20 protein-coding genes are annotated in these 20,893 nt (G+C 67.7%); 15 read left to right on the top strand and 5 right to left on the bottom strand.

Annotation, left to right across the window (positions count from 1 at the left end; genetic code table 11):
• Window positions 1–11: 11 nt before the first annotated feature.
• The gene (gene serA, locus RZE79_RS06620; RefSeq protein WP_319359512.1) at window positions 12–1,244 is read right to left on the bottom strand and encodes a phosphoglycerate dehydrogenase; all 1,233 of its coding nucleotides are present in this window, start codon (window positions 1,242–1,244) and stop codon (window positions 12–14) included.
• 228 nt (window positions 1,245–1,472) lie between these two features.
• Between serA and ugpB the strand changes: the two genes are divergently transcribed.
• The 6 genes from ugpB to RZE79_RS06590 all read left to right on the top strand — a co-directional run bounded on the left by ugpB (window position 1,473) and on the right by RZE79_RS06590 (window position 8,984).
• Window positions 1,473–2,783 carry a sn-glycerol-3-phosphate ABC transporter substrate-binding protein UgpB gene (ugpB, locus tag RZE79_RS06615; protein ID WP_319359511.1) on the top strand — a complete coding sequence of 437 codons (1,311 nt, stop codon included), beginning with the start codon at window positions 1,473–1,475 and terminating at the stop codon, window positions 2,781–2,783.
• A gap of 97 nt (window positions 2,784–2,880) precedes the next feature.
• Window positions 2,881–3,762 (top strand): sn-glycerol-3-phosphate ABC transporter permease UgpA, encoded by an 882-nt coding sequence (ugpA, locus tag RZE79_RS06610; RefSeq protein WP_153285772.1) that lies wholly within the window; start codon window positions 2,881–2,883, stop codon window positions 3,760–3,762.
• A gap of 39 nt (window positions 3,763–3,801) precedes the next feature.
• Window positions 3,802–4,653 carry a sn-glycerol-3-phosphate ABC transporter permease UgpE gene (ugpE, locus tag RZE79_RS06605; protein WP_099792315.1) on the top strand — a complete coding sequence of 284 codons (852 nt, stop codon included), beginning with the start codon at window positions 3,802–3,804 and terminating at the stop codon, window positions 4,651–4,653.
• Window positions 4,654–4,655: 2 nt separating this feature from the next.
• On the top strand, window positions 4,656–5,663 hold the full coding sequence (locus RZE79_RS06600; RefSeq protein WP_319359510.1) for a sn-glycerol-3-phosphate import ATP-binding protein UgpC: 1,008 nt from the start codon (window positions 4,656–4,658) through the stop codon (window positions 5,661–5,663).
• Window positions 5,664–5,666: 3 nt separating this feature from the next.
• Complete coding sequence (gene ugpQ / locus RZE79_RS06595; protein ID WP_319359509.1) at window positions 5,667–6,413, top strand: glycerophosphodiester phosphodiesterase; 747 nt, start codon at window positions 5,667–5,669, stop codon at window positions 6,411–6,413.
• Window positions 6,414–6,464: 51 nt separating this feature from the next.
• The gene (locus RZE79_RS06590; protein WP_319359508.1) at window positions 6,465–8,984 is read left to right on the top strand and encodes a DUF3772 domain-containing protein; all 2,520 of its coding nucleotides are present in this window, start codon (window positions 6,465–6,467) and stop codon (window positions 8,982–8,984) included.
• A gap of 13 nt (window positions 8,985–8,997) precedes the next feature.
• Here RZE79_RS06590 and RZE79_RS06585 read toward each other — a convergent pair whose 3' ends face one another.
• Entirely contained in the window at window positions 8,998–9,468 is a 471-nt protein-coding gene (locus RZE79_RS06585; RefSeq protein ID WP_153285776.1) for an Lrp/AsnC family transcriptional regulator, read from the bottom strand.
• Between the two features lie 212 nt (window positions 9,469–9,680).
• Here RZE79_RS06585 and RZE79_RS06580 point away from each other — a divergent pair, with 212 nt between their 5' ends.
• The 4 genes from RZE79_RS06580 (at window position 9,681) to RZE79_RS06565 (ending at window position 12,942) form a co-directional block, all read left to right on the top strand.
• Window positions 9,681–10,658, top strand: coding sequence for an ABC transporter substrate-binding protein (locus RZE79_RS06580; protein ID WP_319359507.1), 978 nt, complete (start codon window positions 9,681–9,683; stop codon window positions 10,656–10,658).
• Between the two features lie 78 nt (window positions 10,659–10,736).
• Window positions 10,737–11,633, top strand: coding sequence for an ABC transporter permease (locus RZE79_RS06575; RefSeq protein ID WP_319359506.1), 897 nt, complete (start codon window positions 10,737–10,739; stop codon window positions 11,631–11,633).
• Window positions 11,633–12,427 (top strand): ABC transporter ATP-binding protein, encoded by a 795-nt coding sequence (locus RZE79_RS06570; RefSeq protein ID WP_099792327.1) that lies wholly within the window; start codon window positions 11,633–11,635, stop codon window positions 12,425–12,427. Before RZE79_RS06575 ends, RZE79_RS06570 begins: the two co-directional genes overlap by 1 nt.
• A complete protein-coding gene (locus tag RZE79_RS06565) occupies window positions 12,427–12,942 on the top strand; it encodes a GNAT family N-acetyltransferase (RefSeq protein ID WP_319359505.1) in 516 nt (171 codons plus the stop codon). The genes RZE79_RS06570 and RZE79_RS06565 overlap by 1 nt, the downstream gene beginning before the upstream one ends.
• Before the next feature lie 7 nt (window positions 12,943–12,949).
• On the opposite strand, the gene RZE79_RS06560 is transcribed toward RZE79_RS06565, so the two are convergent.
• Window positions 12,950–13,228: a hypothetical protein gene (locus RZE79_RS06560; RefSeq protein WP_319359504.1), complete on the bottom strand. Its 279-nt coding sequence runs from the start codon at window positions 13,226–13,228 to the stop codon at window positions 12,950–12,952.
• Window positions 13,229–13,339: 111 nt separating this feature from the next.
• Here RZE79_RS06560 and hemA point away from each other — a divergent pair, with 111 nt between their 5' ends.
• The 5 genes from hemA to RZE79_RS06535 all read left to right on the top strand — a co-directional run bounded on the left by hemA (window position 13,340) and on the right by RZE79_RS06535 (window position 18,427).
• Entirely contained in the window at window positions 13,340–14,611 is a 1,272-nt protein-coding gene (hemA, locus tag RZE79_RS06555) for a glutamyl-tRNA reductase (RefSeq protein ID WP_319359503.1), read from the top strand.
• A 105-nt stretch (window positions 14,612–14,716) separates the two neighbouring features.
• The gene (gene prfA, locus RZE79_RS06550; protein ID WP_319359502.1) at window positions 14,717–15,805 is read left to right on the top strand and encodes a peptide chain release factor 1; all 1,089 of its coding nucleotides are present in this window, start codon (window positions 14,717–14,719) and stop codon (window positions 15,803–15,805) included.
• Complete coding sequence (gene prmC, locus RZE79_RS06545) at window positions 15,805–16,653, top strand: peptide chain release factor N(5)-glutamine methyltransferase (RefSeq protein ID WP_319359501.1); 849 nt, start codon at window positions 15,805–15,807, stop codon at window positions 16,651–16,653. The genes prfA and prmC overlap by 1 nt, the downstream gene beginning before the upstream one ends.
• A 32-nt stretch (window positions 16,654–16,685) precedes the next feature.
• Window positions 16,686–17,015 (top strand): Grx4 family monothiol glutaredoxin, encoded by a 330-nt coding sequence (grxD, locus tag RZE79_RS06540; RefSeq protein WP_056578246.1) that lies wholly within the window; start codon window positions 16,686–16,688, stop codon window positions 17,013–17,015.
• A 92-nt stretch (window positions 17,016–17,107) separates the two neighbouring features.
• Window positions 17,108–18,427 (top strand): hemolysin family protein, encoded by a 1,320-nt coding sequence (locus tag RZE79_RS06535; RefSeq protein ID WP_319359500.1) that lies wholly within the window; start codon window positions 17,108–17,110, stop codon window positions 18,425–18,427.
• A gap of 10 nt (window positions 18,428–18,437) precedes the next feature.
• Here the strand turns inward: RZE79_RS06535 and RZE79_RS06530 are convergent, their stop codons facing one another.
• Window positions 18,438–19,106, bottom strand: a complete 669-nt coding sequence (locus tag RZE79_RS06530; RefSeq protein WP_153285785.1) for a lytic transglycosylase domain-containing protein — start codon at window positions 19,104–19,106, stop codon at window positions 18,438–18,440.
• Window positions 19,103–20,848 carry a proline--tRNA ligase gene (locus RZE79_RS06525; RefSeq protein WP_319359499.1) on the bottom strand — a complete coding sequence of 582 codons (1,746 nt, stop codon included), beginning with the start codon at window positions 20,846–20,848 and terminating at the stop codon, window positions 19,103–19,105. The genes RZE79_RS06530 and RZE79_RS06525 overlap by 4 nt, the downstream gene beginning before the upstream one ends.
• Window positions 20,849–20,893: the final 45 nt, after the last annotated feature.

Here is a 20,893-nt window from a genome sequence, read left to right as displayed (position 1 = left end):
AGACAAGGGGCTTAGAACAGCACCCGGCTGCGGATCGTCCCGTTCACCTTGGCCAGCTTCTCCAGCGCCAGGTCGGACGAGGCCGCGTCGATGTCCATCACGACGTAGCCGACCTTCTCGTTCGTCTGCAGGAACTGCGAGGAGATGTTGATATTGTTGTCCGAGAAGATCTTGTTGATCTCGGACAGCACGCCCGGCACGTTGCGGTGGATGTGCAGCAGGCGGTGCTTGCCCGGGTGCGCCGGCAGCGCCACCTCGGGGAAGTTGACCGACGAGGTCGAGGTGCCGTTGTCGCTGTACTTCACCAGCTTCTCGGCCACTTCGAGCCCGATGTTGGCCTGCGCCTCCATGGTCGAGCCGCCGATGTGCGGCGTGAGGATCACGTTGTCCAGCCCGCGCAGCGGCGACTGGAACTCGTCCTTGTTGGTGCGCGGCTCGACCGGGAACACGTCGATGGCGGCGCCCAGCAGCTTCTTGCTCTTCAGGGCCTCGGCCAGCGGCTCGATTTCGACCACGGTGCCGCGCGAGGCGTTGATCAGGATCGAGCCCGGCTTCATGGCGGCGATCTCGGGCGCGCCGATCATCCATTGCGTGGCCTGCGTCTCGGGCACGTGCAGCGTCACGATGTCGCTCTGGGCCAGCAGCTGGTGCAGCTCGCGCACCTGGCGGGCGTTGCCCAGCGGCAGCTTGGTGACCACGTCGTAGAAGGCCACGTGCATGCCCAGCGCCTCGGCCAGCACCGACAGCTGCGCGCCGATGGAGCCGTAGCCCACGATGCCCAGCGTCTTGCCGCGGATTTCAAAAGCGTTGTCGGCCGACTTGAGCCAGCCGCCGCGGTGCGCCACGGCGCTTTTCTCGGGCACGCCGCGCAGCAGCAGGATGGCTTCGGCCAGCACCAGCTCGGCCACCGAGCGGGTGTTGGAATACGGGGCGTTGAACACGGCCACGCCGTGCTCGCGGGCGGCCTCGAGGTCGACCTGGTTGGTGCCGATGCAGAAGCACCCGGCCGCCACCAGCTTGTGCGCGGCAGCGAACACCTCGGCCGTCAGCTGGGTGCGCGAGCGGATGCCCACGAAGTGCACGTCGGCGATCTTGGCCTTGAGTTCGGCGTCGGGCAGCGCACCCGGCAGCGCCTCGATGTTGGTGTAGCCGGCGGCGCGCAGCACCTCCACGGCCGAGGGGTGGATGCCTTCGAGCAAAAGGAACTTGATCCTGCTTTTGTCGAGGGAGGTTTTGCTGCTCATGGCGTACTCAGGAAGACCCCGGCCATGGCGACAAGCTAGGCCAGAAAAAGGGGAGGACGATGCTAGCATGGTGCAGCGCAGCAAGCGCCCCGCAAGCCGCGCCGGGCTTGACGCTAAAGGGGTTTCCCCGATTGGAATAGCCCCCGGGTCCGTGCCCCAATGTGACGCGGCTGTGTCACGCACATGCCCTAGCATTCGCGCTTTCCATTTTTTCCCCGAGGAGACTTCATGCGATTCAAGACGCTCGCGTTGGCATCGGCGCTGGCCGCCACGCTGTTCAATGCAGCCCAGGCCCAGACCGAAATCCAGTGGTGGCATTCCATGACCGCCGTCAACAACGAGTGGGTCAACGACCTGGCCAAGCAGTTCAACGAAAGCCAGAAGGACTACAAGATCGTGCCGACCTTCAAGGGCACGTACGACGAATCCATGACGGCCTCCATCGCGGCCTTCCGCGCCGGCAACGCACCGCACATCCTGCAGGTGTTCGAAGTGGGCACCGCCACCATGATGGCCAGCAAGGGCGCGATCATTCCGGTCGGCCAGGTCATGAAGGACGCGGGCGAGAAGTTCGACCCGGCCGCCTACATCCCCGCCGTGGCCGGTTACTACACCGCCCCCAACGGCCAGATGCTGAGCTTCCCGTTCAACAGCTCGACCACGATCTTCTACATCAACAAGGACGCCTTCAAGGCCGCCGGCCTGCCCACCGACAAGGCACCGTCGACCTGGCCCGAAGTGGTGGCGGCCGCCGCCAAGCTCAAGGCCAGCGGCCACAAGTGCCCGTTCACCACGGCTTGGCAGAACTGGACGCAGGTCGAGAGCTTCTCGGCCTGGCACAACGTCGAGTTCGCCAGCAAGGCCAACGGCCTGCAGGGCCTGGACGCGCGCCTGAAGGTGAATTCGCCGCTGCACCAGCGCCACATCGAGAACCTGGCCAGCATGTCCAAGCAGGGCCTGTTCATCTACAAGGGCCGCGGCAACGTGCCTGAAGCCTCGTTCGTGTCGGGCGAGTGCGCCATGATCAACACGTCGTCGGGCTTCTACGGCAACGTGGCCAAGAACGCCAAGTTCGCCTACGGCCTGGCACCCCTGCCCTACTACCCGGACGTGCCGGGCGCACCGCAGAACACCGTGATCGGTGGCGCCAGCCTGTGGGTCATGTCGGGCAAGAAGGCCGCCGAGTACAAGGGCGTGGCCAAGTTCTTCAGCTTCATCTCGACGCCTGAAGTGCAGTCCGCCAGCCACAAGCGCACCGGCTACCTGCCGGTGACCACGGCCTCGTACAAGCTCACCGAAGACTCGGGCTTCTACAAGCAGAACCCCGGCACCGACGTGGCCGTGACGCAGATGATCCGCAAGGTCACCGACAAGAGCCGCGGCATCCGCCTGGGCAACTACGTGCAGATCCGCGCCATCGAGGACGAAGAGCTCGAACAGGTCTGGGGCGGCAAGAAGACCGCCAAGGAAGCCCTCGACGCCATCGTGACCCGCGGCAACGAGCAGCTCGAACGCTTCCAAAAGGCGAACAAAAGCTAACGATTGAAGTTCCGGGCTCCGTGTCCGGCTAATATCGCCCGCCCCCGCACGCCCTTGTTCAAGGGCGTGCCGGGCGGGATTTTTATGTAGAGGCTTCATGGAAAAACGCGTTTTCTTTCGCTCGGGCTGGTTGCCCTGGCTGCTGCTGACACCGCAGATGGCGGTGATCCTCGTGTTTTTCTTCTGGCCGGCCGGCCAGGCGCTGTTGCAGTCGCTGCAGCAGCAGGACGCGTTCGGCACGTCGGTCGAGTTCGTCGGGTTCGACAACTTCCGCCAGCTCTTCAACGACCCGGCCTATGGCGAGTCGTTCAAGACCACCGCGCTGTTCTCGGTGCTGGTGGCCGGCATCGGCATCAGTCTGTCGCTGATGCTGGCCGTGTTCGCCGACCGCATCACCCGCGGCGGCATGTTCTACAAGACCATGCTGATCCTGCCCTACGCCGTGGCGCCCGCCGTGGCGGCCGTGCTGTGGGTCTTCATGTTCTCGCCCTCTCTGGGCGTGGTGGCCTATGCGCTGGGCAAGATCGGCATCAACTGGAACCACCTGCTCGACTCGGGCCACGCCATGACGCTGATCGTGATGGCCTCGGTGTGGAAGCAGATCTCGTACAACTTCCTGTTCTTCCTGGCCGGGCTGCAGTCGATTCCGAAGTCGCTGATCGAGGCCGCGGCCATCGACGGCGCGCGCCCGTGGCGCCGCTTCTGGACCGTGCAGTTCCCGCTGCTGTCGCCCACCACCTTCTTCCTGCTGGTGATCAATGTGGTCTACGCCTTCTTCGACACCTTCGCGATCGTCGATGCGGCCACGCAAGGCGGCCCGGGCAAGGACACGACCATCCTGGTCTACAAGGTCTACCACGACGGTTTCAAGGGCCTCGACCTGGGCGGTTCGGCCGCGCAGTCGGTGGTGCTGATGGTGATCGTGGTGGCGCTGACGGTCATCCAGTTCCGCTACGTCGAGAAGAAGGTGCAGTACTGATGAAGCAACAAGAACAAATCAAACTGGGCGGAGCGCAGCATGGTTGAGAAACGCGGCACGCAGGGCATCCTGGCCCACGTCATCATGATCCTGGGCGTGTTCATCGTCGCCTTCCCGCTCTACCTGGCGTTCGTGGCCTCCACGCACACGGCCCAGGAGATCGTGCAGGCGCCGATGCCCCTCACACCGGGCTCGAACATCGTCGACAGCTACAAGGGCGCGCTCTTCGGACGCGAGAACAGTGCGGGCTCCAACGCCCCGGTGGCGCACATGATGTGGGTGAGCTTCGTGACGGCCATGGTCATCGCCATCGGCAAGATCACCATCTCGCTGCTGTCGGCCTTCGCCATCGTGTACTTCCGCTTCCCGTTCAAGAAGATCTGCTTCTGGGCGATCTTCGTGACGCTGATGCTGCCGGTGGAGGTGCGCATCCTGCCCACCTACAAGGTGCTGTCCGACCTGAACATGCTGAACACCTACGCGGGCCTGACGGTGCCGCTGATCGCGTCGGCCACGGCGACCTTCCTGTTCCGCCAGTTCTTCCTCACGGTGCCCGACGAGCTCACCGAAGCGTCGCGCATGGACGGCGCGAGCCCCATGCGCTTCTTCTTCGACGTGCTGCTGCCGCTGTCGAAGACCTCGATCGCGGCGCTGTTCGTGATCCAGTTCATCTACGGCTGGAACCAGTACCTGTGGCCGCTGCTCGCGACCACGAGCGAAGACATGTACCCCGTGGTGGTCGGCATCAAGCGAATGATTGCCGGCGGCGACGGACAGAACGAATGGAACGTCGTGATGGCCACCGCCATCCTGGCGATGCTGCCGCCCGCGCTGGTGGTGATCCTGATGCAAAAGTGGTTCGTCAAGGGCCTCGTGGACACTGAAAAATAACTATGGCTGCTCTCTCCCTACGCAACGTCATCAAGCGCTACGGCCACGGGCCGAAAGCCAACCAGGTCATCCACGGCGTGAGCGCCGAGATCGCCGACCATGAGTTCATCGTCATCGTCGGCCCCTCGGGCTGCGGCAAGTCGACGCTGCTTCGCATGGTGGCCGGCCTCGAGGAAATCTCGGCCGGCGAGATCGCCATCGGCGGCAAGGTCGTGAACCAGCTCGAACCTTCCGAGCGCGATATCGCGATGGTGTTCCAGAACTACGCGCTCTATCCGCACATGAGCGTGTTCGCCAACATGGCCTACGGCCTGAAGATCGCCAAGGTGCCGAAGGACGAGATCAAGGTGCGCGTCGACAAGGCGGCCAAGATCCTCGAGCTGGGCCACCTGCTGGAGCGCAAGCCGCGCGAACTCTCGGGCGGCCAGCGTCAGCGCGTGGCCATGGGCCGCGCCATCGTGCGCCAGCCGCGCGTGTTCCTGTTCGACGAACCGCTGTCGAACCTCGACGCCAAGCTGCGTGCGCAGACCCGCCTCGAAATCCAGAAGCTGCACCGCGAACTCGGCATCACCTCGCTGTTCGTCACGCACGACCAGGTCGAGGCCATGACGCTGGCGCAACGCATCATCGTGATGAACGGCGGCGTGATGGACCAGTTCGCGACGCCTGAAGAGGTGTATTCGCGCCCGGCCACCACGTTCGTGGCGAGCTTCATCGGCTCGCCGCCGATGAACCTGCTGCGGCACGCACCGGGCGTGCGCCCGGGGCAGATCCTCGGCATCCGCCCCGAGCACATGAAGCTCGACGAAAGCGGCTGGACGGTGCAGGTCGAGCAGGTCGAACTGCTGGGCGCCGAGCGCCTGGTGTACGGCCGCATCGGCGAGGAGCAGATCATCATGCGCACCGACGAGGGCGACCATCCGCCGGTGGCCGGCGACACGGTGAAGATTGCCGCGCGCGAAGACAAGCTGCACTGGTTCGACGCCGGATCGGGCAAGCGGGCAGACTGAGCGATGGCCGAACGCAGCCCCTGGCCCTACCCCCGCTGGGTCGCGCACCGCGGCGCCGGCAAGCTGGCGCCTGAAAACACGCTCGCCGCCTTCCGCTTCGGCGCGTCGCACGGCTACCGCATGTTCGAGTGCGATGCCAAGCTCAGCGCCGACGGCGTGGTCTTTTTGATGCACGACGCCACGCTCGATCGCACCACCAACGGCCACGGCATCGGCGGCCAGCAGGCGTGGGGCGCGCTGTCGCAGCTCGACGCCGGCGGCTGGCATTCGCGCGCCTTCGCAGGCGAGCCGCTGCCCACGCTGGAGAACCTGGCGCGCTTCTGCCTGGCCAACGACCTGCTGCTGAACATCGAGATCAAGCCCACGCCCGGCACCGAACGCGAGACCGGCGAAGTGGTGGCACGCGAAGCCGCGCGCCTCTGGCAGGGCGCGGCCGTGCCGCCGCTGCTCACCTCGTTCCAGATCGACGCGCTGAAGGGCGCCCAGGCCGTGCAGCCCGAACTGCCGCGCGGCCTGCTGCTCGACACGCTGTGGAACGGCTGGCTCGACACCGCGCTGAGCCTGGGTTGCCAGGCCATCGTCTGCAACCACGCGCTGTGGGACGCCGCCACCGTGGCGCAGGTGCATGGCGCGGGCCTGCGCTCGCTGAGCTACACGGTGAACGACGACTGGGCCGCGCAGCGGCTCATCGACCTGGGCACCGACGGCATCATCACCGACCGCGTCGACCTGTTCAGTCCCGCGGGCTGAGGCTGCATTTCTTACCCGTTCTTACGTCATGGCGGCTTCTATGATGCGGCCATGAATCGGACCTCTCGCCTCGCGGGCCTGCGCCTCCCCGCCCTCCTGGCCGCGTTGACCGTGTGGGCCCTGCTGATGTGCGGCAGCGCCCTCGCGCAGCCCGACGCCAGCATGAACGCCGGCAACGGCAACCCCAACAACAGCGCCAACACCGCGGCCGCCGCCGCAGCCCCGCCACCCACCATTGCAGAGCTGCGCGCGCAGTTCGCGCGCATCGCGCCGACGGGCAAGGCCAACGCCAGTGTCGTGCCGGGCGCCGAAGACGACGACGCCCGCAAGCAGCTCGCGCAGATCAACGAAATCGGCGTGCAGGCCGACAAGTTCGTCGCCGCCCGCGCCAGCGAACTGGCCGACCTGAACGCACGGCTCGGCGAGCTCGGCAACCCGCCCGCCGCCGGCGCCACCGAAGACCCCAACATCACGCGCCAGCGCGCGCAGCTGACCAAGGAGCGCAATGCGCTCGACGCGGACATCCGCCTGGCCCGGCTGCTGGCGATCGACGTGCGCCAGCGCGGCACCGACGTGGTGTCGCAGCGGCGCCAGCAGTTCGAGGCCGAGCTCACCAGCCGCGCCGCCTCGCCGCTCGGCGGCGAGTTCTGGGACGACCTGCGCGAGGCCTGGCCCGACGACCTGGCCCGGTTGCAGGCGATCGGGTCGGCGCTCGGCGACGGTTTCGATCAGGCGCTGCAGCCCGAAAGCCGCACGCCGGTGATCGCTGCCTTCATCGGCGCGCTGCTGCTCGCGTGGCTCGGTGTGTGGGCCGCCGAGCGCGGGCTGACACGGCTGGCCACGCGCGTGCTGCCGGCCGGGCGGCTGCGCCGCTCGCTGCTGGTGATCGCCATCGTCGCCACGCACGTGCTGCTGGTCGCCGTGGCGGCGCACGGCGTCGTCGAAGTGCTCAAGGCCCACGCGATGTGGGACGCGCAGGCGCGCAAGGCACTGCAATCGGCGGCGCAGACGCTGACCTTCATGGCGTTCATCATCGGCCTGGGACGCGGGCTGCTGGCCACGGGGCGGCCGTCGTGGCGCCTGCCGGCCATTCCCGACCTCACGGCCCAGCGCCTGTCGGCGCTGCCGTGGCTGGTGGCGCTGGTGGCCGCGCTGGCATGGACGCCCGCCGAGATCAACGCGCTCATCGACGCCAGCTTTGCCGCCGTGGTCACCACGCACGTGGCGACGGCGCTGCTGCTCACCGCGCTGGTCGGCACCGTCGTGTACCGCCTGAAGGCGCTGCGCGCCGACGCGCCCGACGCCGGCCTGCCGGAACGGCCGATGTGGGTCGGGGTGCTGGTGGCGCTGATCGTGGTGCTGGTGATCGCGATCTGGGTGCTGGTGGCCTTCGGCTACGTGGCGCTGGCGAGCTTCCTGGCTTCGCAGCTCACCTGGAGCGGCATCGTCGCGGCGGCCTTCTACGTGCTGTTCAAGTTTGCCGACGACCTGTTCATGGCCGTGGTGTCCTCGCGCAGCGCTTCCGGCCAGCGGCTGCAGAAGAGCTTCGGCCTGGCGCCGCAGACGCTCGACCAGGCGGCCACGGTGCTCTCGGGCCTGAGCCGCGTGGCGCTGTTCTTCTACATGCTGGTGGCGCTGGCCGCGCCGCTGGGCACGGGCCCGGGCGAGGTGTTCCAGCGCGGCGGCAAGCTCGGCACCGGCGTGAAGGTGGGCGAGTTCCAGCTGGTGCCGGGCGCGATCCTCAGCGCCGTGGCCGTGGCGGTGATCGGCTTCATCGTGCTGCGGGTGTTCAAGCGCTGGCTCTCGCGCAGCTACCTGCCGAGCACGCAGTTCGAGCCCGGCATGCAAAGCTCGATCACCACGCTGCTGGGCTACGTGGGCGGCATCCTGGTGGTGGCGTTCTCACTGTCGGCACTGGGCATCGGCATCGAGCGCATCGCTTGGGTGGCGAGCGCGCTGTCGGTGGGCATCGGCTTCGGCCTGCAGGCCATCGTGCAGAACTTCATCTCGGGGCTCATCCTGCTGGCCGAGCAGCCGGTGAAGGTGGGCGACTGGGTGGTGCTGGGCACCACCGAGGGCGACGTGCGGCGCATCAACGTGCGCGCCACCGAAATCCAGCTGGGCGACCGCTCGACGCTGATCGTGCCGAACTCGGAGTTCATCACCAAGACCGTGCGCAACATGACGCTGGCCAACGCCGAGGGCCGCGTGCTGATCCGCCTGCCAATGCCGCTGACCACCGACGCGCAGCGCGTGCGCGACCTGATCCTCGAAGCCTGCCGCGCGCATGAAGGCGTGCTCGAAACGCCGGCCCCCTCGCTCACGCTCGAAGGCATCGAGAACGGGCTGCTGATCTTCCAGGCCATCGCCTACGTGCCGAGCCCCCGGCTGGCGGGCGGCGTGCGCAGCGACCTGCTGTTCACGATCCTCGATGCGCTCAAGCAGGCCGACCTGCCGCTGGCCACGCCGACGACGCTCGTGATGGCGGCCGCCGCGCCGGTGCTGCCCGCCGAGCCGTCGCCGGCGCCGGCCACACCGGCGTCTCCTTTGCCGAGCACCACCAGCACCTGAAGCACTCGCCGCGCTACTCGAGCGGCAGTGCCCCCGTGCACTTGATCTCGTTCAGGCACACGCTGGAGCGCACAGCCGACACGCCCGGCATGTGCATCAGCGTGTGCATCAAGAACTGCGACAACGCCTCCAGGTCGCGCGCGACCACCTTGAGCACGTAGTCGAAGTCGCCGGTCACCGAGTAGCACTCCAGGATCTGCCGCATGTCGGCGATCAGGTCCTGGAACTTGGGCAGCTCGTCGACGTGGCCGCGCGCCATCGTGACGTGGATGAAGGCGATCACGCCCAGCCCGATGTGGCGCGCATTCAGCCGCGCGGCGTAACCGCTGATCAGCCCCAGTTCTTCGAGCCGCCGGTGGCGCCGCAGGCACTGCGCGGGCGACAGCTGGGCCACCTCGGCCAGGTCCAGGTTGGACGCGCGGCCGTGCGCCTGGAGGTGCTCCAGAATCCGCCGGTCGGTGCGGTCGAGTTCGATGATCTGCAATTTCGTTTCCTAATATGCCTCAATGATGCAATTATGTTTCTTAAAGCGGGGAAAGCCCGAGGGGTTCATGCACCTTAATTGTGCAAAGTACGATCTAGACTTCGACGCGCCCGGACGGCGTTGCATCCATCCGGGCCGCTGAATGGCGCCCCAGGCTTTGCCGGCGGCTTCGAACGCACCCACACCCCCCTTCCCCTCCCGGAGACCCTTACGTGAAAAACGCTTTGCTTCGCACCCCCTTCAGCGCCGTGGCCCTGGCCCTCGGCGTGCTCGCCGCCGCACCGGCGCTGGCCGCCGACAAGTCGGTCGCCGTGACCGCCATCGTCGAGCACCCGGCGCTGGACGCCGTGCGCGACGGCGTGAAGGAAGAGCTGAAGGCCGCCGGCTACGAAGTGGGCAAGAACCTCAAGTTCAGCTACCAGAGCGCACAGGGCAACGTGGGCACCGCCGCCCAGATCGCCCGCAAGTACGTGGGCGATGCGCCCGACGTGATCGTCGCCATCGCCACGCCGTCGGCGCAGGCGACCGTGGCCGCCACCAAGACGATTCCCGTCGTGTACTCGGCCATCACCGACCCGGTGGCCGCCAAGCTGGTGAAGAACTGGGAGCCCTCGGGCACCAACGTGACGGGCGTGTCCGACCTGTCGCCGCTCGAAAAGCACATCGACCTGATCAAGAAGGTCGTGCCGAACGCCAAGCGCATCGGCGTGATTTACAGCCCCGGCGAAGCCAACTCGGTGGCCATCGTCACAGCGCTGAAGAAAGCCGCTGCCGACGCTGGCATGACCGTGGTCGAAGCCGCCGCCGCGCGCACGGTCGACGTGCCCACCGCCGCCCAGAGCCTGGTCGGCAAGGCCGACGTGATCTACACGCCCACCGACAACAACGTGGTCTCCGCCTTCGAGGGCATCGTGAAGGTGGCGCAGCAGGCCAAGCTGCCCGTGGTGGCCGCCGACACCGCCACCGTCGAGCGCGGCGCCGTGGCCGCACTGGGCCTGAACTACACCGACATCGGCCGCCAGACCGGCAAGATCGTGGTGCGCATCCTCAAGGGCGAGAAGCCCGGCGCCATCGCCTCGCAGACCAGCACCAACTTCGAGCTGGTGGTGAACCCCGGCGCGGCCAAGCTGCAGGGCGTGACCCTGTCGGACGCGCTGCTGAAGTCGGCGAAGGTCGTCAGCACCAAGTAAAAGCCGCCCCGGCGGGCCTTTTGCTCCCGGCGCAGGCCGGGCGCCGGGGCCCGCCGACTGCGCTCCCCGGAAGCCCCCATGTCCCTCATTGCTTCGCTGGGCGCCATCGAGATCGGTCTGATTTTCGGACTGGTCGCGCTGGGCGTCTTCATGTCGTTTCGCATCATCAACTTTCCCGACCTCACGGTGGACGGCAGCTTTCCGCTGGGCGCCGCCGTGGCCGCGACGCTCATCGTCGCGGGCTGGAACCCCGCCGCCGCCACGGCCGTCGCCTGCGTAGCCGGTGCCGCGGCGGGCTGGCTCACGGCCTGGCTCAACGTCAAGCTGAAGATCATGCAGCTGCTCGCGAGCATCCTGGTGATGATCGCGCTGTACTCCATCAACCTGCGCGTGATGGGCAAGCCCAACGTGGCGCTCATCACCGAACCCACGGTGTTCAGCATGGTCAGCTTCGGCGGCATGCCCGAGCAGTGGGCCAAGCCGCTGTTGCTGCTGTTGATCGTGATCGTTGCGAAGATCCTGGTCGACATGTTCTTCGCCTCCGAAGCCGGCCTGGCGATGCGCGCCACCGGCGGCAACGCGCGCATGGCGCGTGCGCAGGGCATCTCGACCGACTTCCACACGATGGCGGGCCTGGCGCTTTCCAACGCGCTGGTGGCGCTGGCCGGTGCGCTGTTTGCGCAGAGCCAGGGCACGGCCGACATCTCGATGGGCGTGGGCACGATCGTGATCGGCCTGGCCGCCGTGATCATCGGCGAGACCCTGCTGCCCGCGCGCAGCATGGTCATCACCACGCTGGCCTGCGTGCTGGGTGCGCTGCTGTATCGCTTCTTCATCGCGATGGCGCTCAACACCGACTTCATGGGCCTGCAGGCGCAAGACCTGAACCTGGTCACCGCCGTGCTCGTGGCCTTCGCGCTGCTGGTGCCCGCCTACAAGCGCAAGCTGGGCGGACTCTTCAAGGGGAAGAACTGATGCTGCGCGCGCAACAACTCGAAATCACCTTCAACCCCGGCACGCCGATCGAAAACCGCGTGCTGCGCGGCCTGAGCCTGGACATTCCGACCGGCCAGTTCGTCACCGTGATCGGCTCGAACGGCGCGGGCAAGTCGACCTTTCTGAACGCGATCAGCGGCGACCTGATGGTCGACAAGGGCCGCCTCGAAATCGACGGCAAGGACGTGACCCGCCTGAACGCCTGGCAGCGCTCGGGCATGGTGGCCCGCGTGTTCCAGGACCCGATGGCCGGCACCTGCGAGGCGCTGACCATCGAGGAAAACATGGCGCTGGCGTGGAAGCGCGGCGAGCGGCGGGGCTTCGGCTTCTCGCTCAATCGCAACCTGCGCGAACTGTTCCGCGAGAAGCTGTCGATCCTGAAGCTGGGCCTCGAAAACCGACTGGCCGACCGCATCGGCCTGCTCTCGGGCGGCCAGCGCCAGGCCGTGAGCCTGCTGATGGCGTCGCTGCGGCCCTCGCGCATCCTGCTGCTCGACGAGCACACGGCCGCGCTCGACCCGAAGACCGCGGCCTTCGTGCTGGAACTCACCGCCAAGATCGTCGAAGGCAGCCAGCTCACCGCGATGATGGTCACGCACAGCATGCGCCAGGCGCTGGACTACGGTTCGCGCACCGTGATGCTGCACGAAGGCCAGGTGATCCTCGACGTGGCCGGCGACCAGCGTTCGGGCCTCGATGTGCCTGATCTGCTGCGCATGTTCGAGCAGACGCGCGGCGAGAAGCTGGACGACGACAAGCTGCTGCTCGCCTGATGGACGCAGCGCCTTCTCTTCTCGTGCGCGACATGCGCGCGGACGATCTCGCGGCCGTGCTGGCGATCCAGCTCGCCTGCTACGGCGCGGGGTTCATGGAGGACGGCGTGCTCATCGCGCGGCGGCTGGCGGCCTCGCCGCACACCGGCTGGGTGGCCGAGCACGGCGGCGCCGTGCGGGCCTACCTGGCGGCCTACCCCTCGCAGCGCGGCAAGCTCACGCCGCTGCACGGCGACTTCGACGTCGCGCCCGACGCCGACGCGCTCTACCTGCACGACCTGGCGGTGCACCCCGAGGCCTCGGGGCTCGGCCTGGGGCCGCGCCTCGTGCGCCACGCTTGGGCCCACGCACTGCGCGCGGGCTGGCGGCATTCGACGCTGGTGTCGGTGCAAGCGTCGGTCGGGTTCTGGGAGCGCCAGGGGTATGCGGCCACGGCGCCGGCCGGCGAGGCGCAACAGGCCCGGCTGGCAACCTACCCCGGGCTGTCGGTCTACATGGCCCGCCGGCTCGATTGACGCCGGCTCAGCGGCCCCAGCCGCGCATCACGAACCACTGCACGGTGCCGCAGACCGCCGCCAGTGCGGCATAGGTGGTCATCGAACCGTCGCGGCCCGTGACGATCAGGCCGGCCAGCGAGGTCAGCAGGCCGGCCCCGAAGGTGATCGCCCATTGCATCCACCAGCGCGGAATGCCGGTGCGCGGGCCGCCGAGAAAGCGCCCCACGGCCACGAGCACCCAGGCGATGAAAGCCGCGGGTGCCGCAAAATTAAGCAGGTGATTGAAGAGGTCCAGCAGGTCCATGAGGGGCCGTGAGTGAGCGCGAAGGCCATGTGGCGGCGCATATGGCTGTCATAGGGAAAGCCATTTGCCCCTCGGCAAACCTCGCCCGGCTGCTGATTTTATAATCATGGAATGTCAGTCTGGGCTCTCGGCTTGAACCACACGACCGCGCCGCTCGATCTGCGCGGTCGTTTCGCGTTCGCGCTCGATCAGATCGCCCCGACGCTGCACAGTTTGCGCAGTTCTTTTGGCAGCAGCAGCCACCCGCAGGTCGAGGCCGCGATCATCTCAACCTGCAACCGCACCGAGATCTATTGCGCCTCCGAGCACATCGCGCTCGACCACACCTTCGGCTGGTTGGCCCAGAGCGGCGGCGTGGCCCCCGCCCTGCTGCGCTCGCACGCCTACACCCTGCACGACGACGAAGCCGCACGCCATGCCTTCCGCGTGGCCAGCGGGCTCGACTCCATGGTGCTTGGCGAGGCCCAGATCCTCGGCCAGATGAAGGACGCCGTGCGCGCGGCCGAAACCGCCGGCGCGCTCGGCAGCACGCTCAACCAGCTGTTCCAGCGCTCGTTCGCGGTCGCCAAAGAAGTGCGCACCGCCACCGAGATCGGCGCCCATTCCATCAGCATGGCCGCCGCCGCCGTGCGCCTGGCCGGCCAGCTGTTCGAAGACCTGCGCACCACGCGCGTGCTGTTCGTCGGCGCGGGCGAAATGATCGACCTCGCGGCCACGCACTTCGCGGCCAAGGAACCCAAGGCCATCGCCATCGCCAACCGCACGCTGGAGCGCGGCGAAAAGCTGGCGTCGCGCTTCGGCGGCGAAGCCATGCGGCTGGCCGACCTGCCGGCGCGGCTGGCCGAGTTCGACATCGTCATCAGCTGCACCGCGAGCACGCTGCCGATCATCGGCCTGGGCGCCGTGGAGCGCGCGCTCAAGGCACGCAAGCACCGCCCGATGTTCATGGTCGACCTGGCCGTGCCGCGCGACATCGAGCCCGAAGTGAAGGCCCTCGAAGACATCTACCTGTACACCGTGGACGACCTCGCCCAGGTCGTGCAGCAGGGCCAGGCCAACCGCCAGGCCGCCGTGGCGCAGGCCGAAGTCATCATCGACGCCGGCGTGCAGAGCTTCATGCACTGGCTGGGCCAGCGCGGCACCGTGCCGCTGATCCAGCAGCTCAACGCGCAGGCCGACGAATGGCGCGCCACCGAAATGGCCCGTGCGCGCAAGCTGCTTGCCAAGGGCGAATCGGTCGAGGCCGTGCTCGAAGCCATGTCGCGCGGGCTCACGCAGAAGATGATGCACGGCGCCATGGCCGAGCTGCACGCGGGCGATGCCGCTGCGCGCGAGCAGACGGCGCAGACGCTCTCGCGCCTGTTCCTGCGCAAAGAGCGTTAGCGACGACGCGCGTTGATGGCCCGCCCGCCGCGCGGGCTGTGCTTTTCATGCGCCCTGCCGCTGCACTGCGGCGTCCCCCTCCCCATTTTTCGAGTCCCTTCCGTCGTGAAATCCTTTCTGCGCCACCAACTCGAACGCTATGTCCAACGCCTGGGCGAGCTCGACTTCCTGCTCTCGCGCGAAGACATCATGAGCGACATGGCGCAGTACCGCACCATCTCGCGCGAGCACGCCGAGGTCACGCAGATCGCCGGCCGCTACGAGCGCTTCAAGCAGCGCGAGGCCGACATCGCGGGCGCAAAAGAAATGCTCGACGACCCCGACATGGCCGAGATGGCAGCGGAAGAAATCGCCGGTGCCGAGGCCGAGCTGGTGCAGCTCGAAGACGAGCTGCAGCGCCTGCTGCTGCCCAAGGACCCGGACGACGCGCGCAATGCCTTCATGGAAATCCGCGCCGGCACGGGCGGCGACGAATCGGCGCTGTTCGCCGGCGACCTGCTGCGCATGTACACGCGCTACTGCGAGCGCGTGGGCCTGCGCTGCGAGGTGGTGAGCGAGAGCGCGAGCGAGCTCGGCGGCTACAAGGAAGTAGTGATCCGCATCGTCGGCGACGAGGTCTTCGGCAAGCTGCGTTTCGAATCGGGCGGCCACCGCGTGCAGCGCGTGCCGGCCACCGAGACGCAGGGCCGCATCCACACCAGCGCCTGCACGGTCGCCGTGCTGGCCGAGCCCGACGAGACCGTGGCGGTGCAGATCAACCCGGCCGACCTGCGCATCGACACCTACCGCGCGAGCGGCGCCGGTGGCCAGCACATCAACAAGACCGACTCGGCCGTGCGCATCACGCACATCCCGACCGGCATCGTGGCCGAGTGCCAGGACGACCGCAGCCAGCACCGCAACAAGGCCAAGGCGCTGCAGGTGCTGTCGGCGCGCATCCAGGAAAAGGACCGCAGCGAACGCGCGGCCAAGGACGCCGCCATGCGTAAGGGCCTGATCGGCAGCGGCGACCGCTCGGACCGCATCCGCACCTACAACTTCCCGCAGGGCCGGCTCACCGATCACCGCATCAACCTCACGCTCTACAAGCTGCTCGCCATCATGGAAGGCGACCTGGGCGACGTGCTCGAGGCGCTGCGCGCCGCGCGCGAGGCCGAGCAGCTGGCCGAGCTGGAATCGAGCCTGCCCGCGTGATGACCGAATCCGCCGCACCGTCCACCGTGGCACAGGCCCTTGCCGCGGCCGCAGCCTTGGGCATCGACCGCCTCGATGCCCAGTTGCTGCTGCTGCACGCGCTGGGTCGCCCCGTGAACGACCGCGCCTGGCTGCTCGCGCATGACACCGACCCGTTTCCCGGCGAGGCATGGCCTGCGTTCGCGGCCCAGCTGTCGCGCCGCACGGCGGGCGAGCCGGTCGCCTACTTGCTGGGCGAGAAGGAATTCCACGGCCTGCAGCTGCAGGTCGACGCCCGCGTGCTGGTGCCGCGCCCCGACACCGAAACGCTGGTCGAGTGGGCCCTCGCCTGCCTTGATGGCCGCCTAGCCCCGCGTGTGCTCGACCTCGGCACGGGCAGCGGCGCGATTGCGCTGGCGCTGCAGCATGCGCGCCCCGATGCGCAGGTCGACGCGGTCGATGCCAGCGCCGACGCGCTCGCGGTGGCCCGGGCGAACGCACAGCGCCTGGGTCTGCCGGTGCGCTTCACCGAAGCGAGCTGGCTCGACGGCGCCGCCGACGGCTACGCGGTCATCGCCAGCAACCCGCCCTACATCGCCGATGGCGACCCACACCTGCCCGCGCTGCGCCACGAGCCGACCCGCGCGCTGGTGGCGGGCGCCGACGGCCTCGACGACATCCGCCAGATCGTGCGCGACGCGCCCGCCCACCTCGCCGACGGCGGCTGGCTGCTGCTGGAGCACGGCCACGACCAGGCCGCAGCGGTGCGCCAACTGCTGGCCGAACGCGGCTTCGCCGAAGTGCAAAGCCGCGACGACCTTGCCGGCATCGCCCGCTGCTCCGGCGGCATCTGGCGCACGGTGAAATAATCCCCCCAGCCCACTTTTCTTCAGGAGTCCCCATGTCCGACGCTCAACAACGCATCGACGACCTCGTCAAATCCAACGAACTCGTGCTCTTCATGAAGGGCAACGCCAGCTTCCCGATGTGCGGTTTCTCGGGCCGCGCCATCCAGATCCTCAAGGCCGTGGGGGTCGACACCAAGGCGCTCAAGACCGTCAACGTGCTCGAAGACGACGGCATCCGCCAGGGCATCAAGGAATACAGCAACTGGCCCACCATCCCCCAGCTCTACGTGAAGGGCGAGTTCGTGGGCGGCTCGGACATCATGATGGAGATGTACGAGTCGGGCGAGCTGCAGCAGGTGATCGGCGGCGGCGCGTCCGCCTGAGCCTTTCGCTTCTTGTTTGACGGGCGCCGCGCCCCGCGCGCGCCCGAACCCGGTGCCAGTCATGGCACCATGGCGGTCTACAACGTGCCGCCATGACTCTCACCCAAAGCCTGCTCATCATCGCGCTGCTGATCGCGATGAGCGCCTTCTTCTCCCTCGCCGAAATCTGCCTGGCCGCCTCGCGCCGCCTGCGTCTGCGCCAGATGGCCGACGAGGGCGACTCGCGCGCGGAAAAGGTGCTGCGCGTGCAGGAGCAGCCGGGCCACTATTTCACCGTGGTGCAGATCGGCCTGAACGCCGTGGCGATCCTCGGCGGCGTGGTCGGCGAAGGCTCGTTGAGCCCGTATTTCGCCCGCTTCTTCGAGAACTGGCTGAGCGTGGAGGTCGCGGCCAACATCGCCTTCCTGTGCTCGTTCGTGACCGTGATTGCGGTGTTCCTGGTGTTCGCCGACCTGTTCCCCAAGCGCCTGGGCATGAGCGCGCCCGAGCGGCTTGCCGTGCGCATCGTCGGGCCGATGCTGCTGCTGATCACCGCCTTCAAGCCGCTGGTGTGGTTCTTCACGCGCGCGACCGACCTGCTGTTCAAGGTGCTCGGCATGCCGATGGCGCGCGACGACAAGATCACCTCGGCCGACATCCTTGCCATGACCGAGGCCGGCGCGCAGGCCGGCGTGCTGGCGGCGCGCGAGCAGCAGGTGATTGCCAACGTGTTCGAGCTCGACACGCGCCTCGTCAGCAGCGTGATGACGGCGCGCGAAAGCATCGCCTGGTTTTTGCACGACGACCCCGAGTCGGTGCTGCGCGCGCGCATCGTGGCCGAACCGTTTTCGGCCTACCCGGTGTGCGACGGCGACATCGACCACGTGCTGGGCTACGTGGACGCCAAGGACATGTTCCAGCGCGTGCTCAGCGGCCAGCCGCTGGCCTTCGACCAGGGCCTGACGCTGCACAAGGCGCTGGTGATTCCCGACCGGCTCTCGCTCACCGAAGTGCTCGAACAGTTCCAGCAGGCGCGCGAAGACTTCGCGATCATCGTCAACGAATACAGCCTGGTGGTCGGCGTGATCACGCTCAACGACGTGATGAGCACGGTGATGGGCGACCTGGTGTCGACGTCGACGCCCGAAGAAGAACAGATCGTGAAGCGCGACGAGAACTCCTGGCTCATCGACGGCATCACGCCCATCCAGGACGTGCAGCGCGCACTGCACATCGACGAGCTGCCGCATGCCGAGGAATATGAAACGCTGGCGGGCTTCCTCATGGTGATGCTGCGCCGCGTGCCCAAGCGCACGGACAGCGTGACCTGGGGCGGCTACACCTTCGAGGTGATGGACGTCGACAGCTACCGCATCGACCAGGTGATGGTGACCCGAGGCTCGGCCACCGCCAAGGCCGTGGTCGCCGACTGAGCGAGGGCCTTCAGGCCGCCGAGCGGTCGCGCTCGCGTTCCTTGTCGACGTAGGCCCAGAGCCGCTGGTTCGCGAACACGGCGTTCGGATACGGCGCCCTGCCGCGGCTGCCGTTGTAGCGGCCCAGCGTCATGAACAGGTCGCCCTTCTCGCGGTCGAGGTAGTGGCGCAGGATCACGCAGCCGAAGCGCAGGTTGGTCTGCATGTGGAACAGCTTGGCGGAGTCGCTGTCGCCGATCACGCGGGTCCAGAACGGCATCACCTGCATGTAGCCGCGCGCGCCCGCACTCGACACCGCGAACTTGCGGAAGTTGCTCTCGACCTGGATCAGGCCCAGCACCAGGCTCACGTCGAGCCCCGAGCGCTTGGCCTCGTACCAGACAGTCTGCAGGAACTCGATGCGCGTCGATGGGTCGGCCACCTTCTTGCGCAGGCGCTCGCTCATTTCGCCGAGCCATCGCAGATACGCAAGGCGGGCCTCGGTGTCGGCAAACTGCGGCACCGGCGGCGCCTTGTTGTGGACGGCCGAACTCAGCGCGGTGCGCACCGAGTCGATCAGCGGCTCTTCGATCTGCGCGCCGGCCCAGGCCGTTTGCGGCAGCGAGAGCGCAGTCAGGGCGCCGGCGGCGGCACTGCCCAGCAGGCAGCTGCGTCGCGACAGGCCGCCCGCCACGCTCATGCCGCGAGCTTGCCGGCGATGAAGTCGGCGATGCCGGCGGCGGGCACCTTGGTGGCCGCGGTGTCGCGCCGGCCCTGGTACTCGAGCTGGCCTTCCTTGAGGCCGCGGTCGGAGATGACGACGCGGTGCGGCACGCCGATCAGTTCCCAATCAGCGAACATCGCGCCGGGGCGCTCGCCGCGGTCGTCGAGCAGCACGTCGACGCCCTTGGCCAGCAGCTCGTCGTAGAGCGCTTCGGCCGCGACCTTGACCTCGGGGCTGCGGTCCATGCCGATCGGGCAGACCACCACGGTGAACGGCGCCAGCGCGTCGGGCCAGATGATGCCGCGCTCGTCGTGGTTCTGTTCGATGGCAGCGGCCGGCAGGCGCGTGATGCCGATGCCGTAGCAGCCCATCTCGAGGAACTGCGGCTTGCCGCCTTCGTCGAGGTAGGTGGCGTTCATGTCCTTGCTGTACTTGGTGCCGAGCACGAAGACGTGGCCCACTTCGATGCCGCGCTCGATGGCCAGCACGCCCTTGCCGTCGGGCGAGGCGTCGCCGGCGACCACGTTGCGCAGGTCGGCCACCAGGTCGGGCTCGGGCAGGTCGCGGCCCCAGTTGACGCCGGTCATGTGGAAGTCGACCTCGTTGGCGCCGGTGATCCAGTCGGCCAGCACGGCGGCTTCGCGGTCGGCCACGAGCTTGACGGGCTTCTTGAGGTTCAGCGGGCCGAGGTAGCCCGGCTTGCAGCCGAAGTGCTCGTCGATCTCGGCGGTGGTGGCAAAGCGGAAGCCCTTGTCGAGGCCCGGCAGCTTGCTGACCTTGATCTCGTTCATGTCGTGGTCGCCGCGCAGCAGCAGCAGCCAGACCTGTGCGCCCTTGATGTTGCCGGCCGCGTCGAGGACGTCGGTGGCGAGCACCAGCGACTTGACGGTGGTGGCCAGCGGCACGCCGAGCAGCTCGGCCACGTCGGCGCAGGTCGCCTTGCCGGGCGTGGGCGTCTTCTCGAGCGCGTTGGCAGCGGCAGGACGCGGGCCGGCCGGGGCCAGTGCCTCGGCCTTTTCCATGTTGGCGGCGTAGGTGCTGTCAGGGCAGTAGACGATGGCGTCTTCGCCCGTGGCGGCGATCACCTGGAACTCTTCGCTCAGGTCGCCGCCGATGGCGCCGCTGTCGGCCGCGACGGCACGGTAGCGCAGACCGAAGCGGTCGAAGATGTTGCGGTAAGCCTGCGCCATGATCTGGTAGCTGGCCTTGGCCGCGTCGAGGTCGCGGTCGAAGCTGTAGGCGTCCTTCATGATGAACTCGCGTCCACGCATCAGGCCGAAGCGCGGACGGCGCTCGTCACGGAACTTGGTCTGGATCTGGTAGAAATTCTTCGGCAGCTGCTTGTAGCTGCGGATTTCCTGGCGCGCGATGTCGGTCACCACCTCTTCGCTGGTCGGCTGGATCACGAAGTCGCGGTCGTGGCGGTCCTTGATGCGCAGCAGCTCGGGGCCCATCTTGTCGAAGCGGCCGGTCTCTTGCCAGAACTCGGCCGGCTGCACCACGGGCATCGCGAGTTCGACGGCGCCGGCGCGGTTCATTTCCTCGCGCACGATGGCCTCGACCTTGCGGATCACGCGCAGGCCCATGGGCATGTACGTGTAGATGCCCGTGCCGAGCTTCTTGATCATGCCGGCGCGCATCATGAGCCGATGGCTCGCGACCTCCGCGTCAGCGGGCGCTTCCTTCAGGGTGGAGACAAAAAATCGGGAAGCTTTCATCGGGATCGCGCAGGTGGGTTCGAAGTGAGGAGGGAGACAGGCACC

This window comes from Variovorax sp. EBFNA2 (assembly GCF_033802765.1).
GTDB classification, from domain to species: Bacteria; Pseudomonadota; Gammaproteobacteria; order Burkholderiales; family Burkholderiaceae_C; genus Variovorax; species Variovorax paradoxus_H.
Note: the sequence above shows the minus strand (reverse complement) of the source record. Positions and strands in the feature narration are given on the sequence as shown.

Bases quoted from the DNA above. Each gene is read 5' to 3' on its own strand.
- serA (WP_319359512.1), bottom strand. From the start codon at position 1,244: ATGAGCAGCAAAACCTCCCTCGACAAAAGCAGGATCAAGTTCCTTTTG.
- ugpB (WP_319359511.1), top strand. From the start codon at position 1,473: ATGCGATTCAAGACGCTCGCGTTGGCATCGGCGCTGGCCGCCACGCTG.
- ugpA (WP_153285772.1), top strand. From the start codon at position 2,881: ATGGAAAAACGCGTTTTCTTTCGCTCGGGCTGGTTGCCCTGGCTGCTG.
- ugpE (WP_099792315.1), top strand. From the start codon at position 3,802: ATGGTTGAGAAACGCGGCACGCAGGGCATCCTGGCCCACGTCATCATG.
- RZE79_RS06600 (WP_319359510.1), top strand. From the start codon at position 4,656: ATGGCTGCTCTCTCCCTACGCAACGTCATCAAGCGCTACGGCCACGGG.
- ugpQ (WP_319359509.1), top strand. From the start codon at position 5,667: ATGGCCGAACGCAGCCCCTGGCCCTACCCCCGCTGGGTCGCGCACCGC.
- RZE79_RS06590 (WP_319359508.1), top strand. From the start codon at position 6,465: ATGAATCGGACCTCTCGCCTCGCGGGCCTGCGCCTCCCCGCCCTCCTG.
- RZE79_RS06575 (WP_319359506.1), top strand. From the start codon at position 10,737: ATGTCCCTCATTGCTTCGCTGGGCGCCATCGAGATCGGTCTGATTTTC.
- RZE79_RS06570 (WP_099792327.1), top strand. From the start codon at position 11,633: ATGCTGCGCGCGCAACAACTCGAAATCACCTTCAACCCCGGCACGCCG.
- RZE79_RS06565 (WP_319359505.1), top strand. From the start codon at position 12,427: ATGGACGCAGCGCCTTCTCTTCTCGTGCGCGACATGCGCGCGGACGAT.
- RZE79_RS06560 (WP_319359504.1), bottom strand. From the start codon at position 13,228: ATGGACCTGCTGGACCTCTTCAATCACCTGCTTAATTTTGCGGCACCC.
- hemA (WP_319359503.1), top strand. From the start codon at position 13,340: ATGTCAGTCTGGGCTCTCGGCTTGAACCACACGACCGCGCCGCTCGAT.
- prmC (WP_319359501.1), top strand. From the start codon at position 15,805: ATGACCGAATCCGCCGCACCGTCCACCGTGGCACAGGCCCTTGCCGCG.
- grxD (WP_056578246.1), top strand. From the start codon at position 16,686: ATGTCCGACGCTCAACAACGCATCGACGACCTCGTCAAATCCAACGAA.
- RZE79_RS06535 (WP_319359500.1), top strand. From the start codon at position 17,108: ATGACTCTCACCCAAAGCCTGCTCATCATCGCGCTGCTGATCGCGATG.
- RZE79_RS06530 (WP_153285785.1), bottom strand. From the start codon at position 19,106: ATGAGCGTGGCGGGCGGCCTGTCGCGACGCAGCTGCCTGCTGGGCAGT.
- RZE79_RS06525 (WP_319359499.1), bottom strand. From the start codon at position 20,848: ATGAAAGCTTCCCGATTTTTTGTCTCCACCCTGAAGGAAGCGCCCGCT.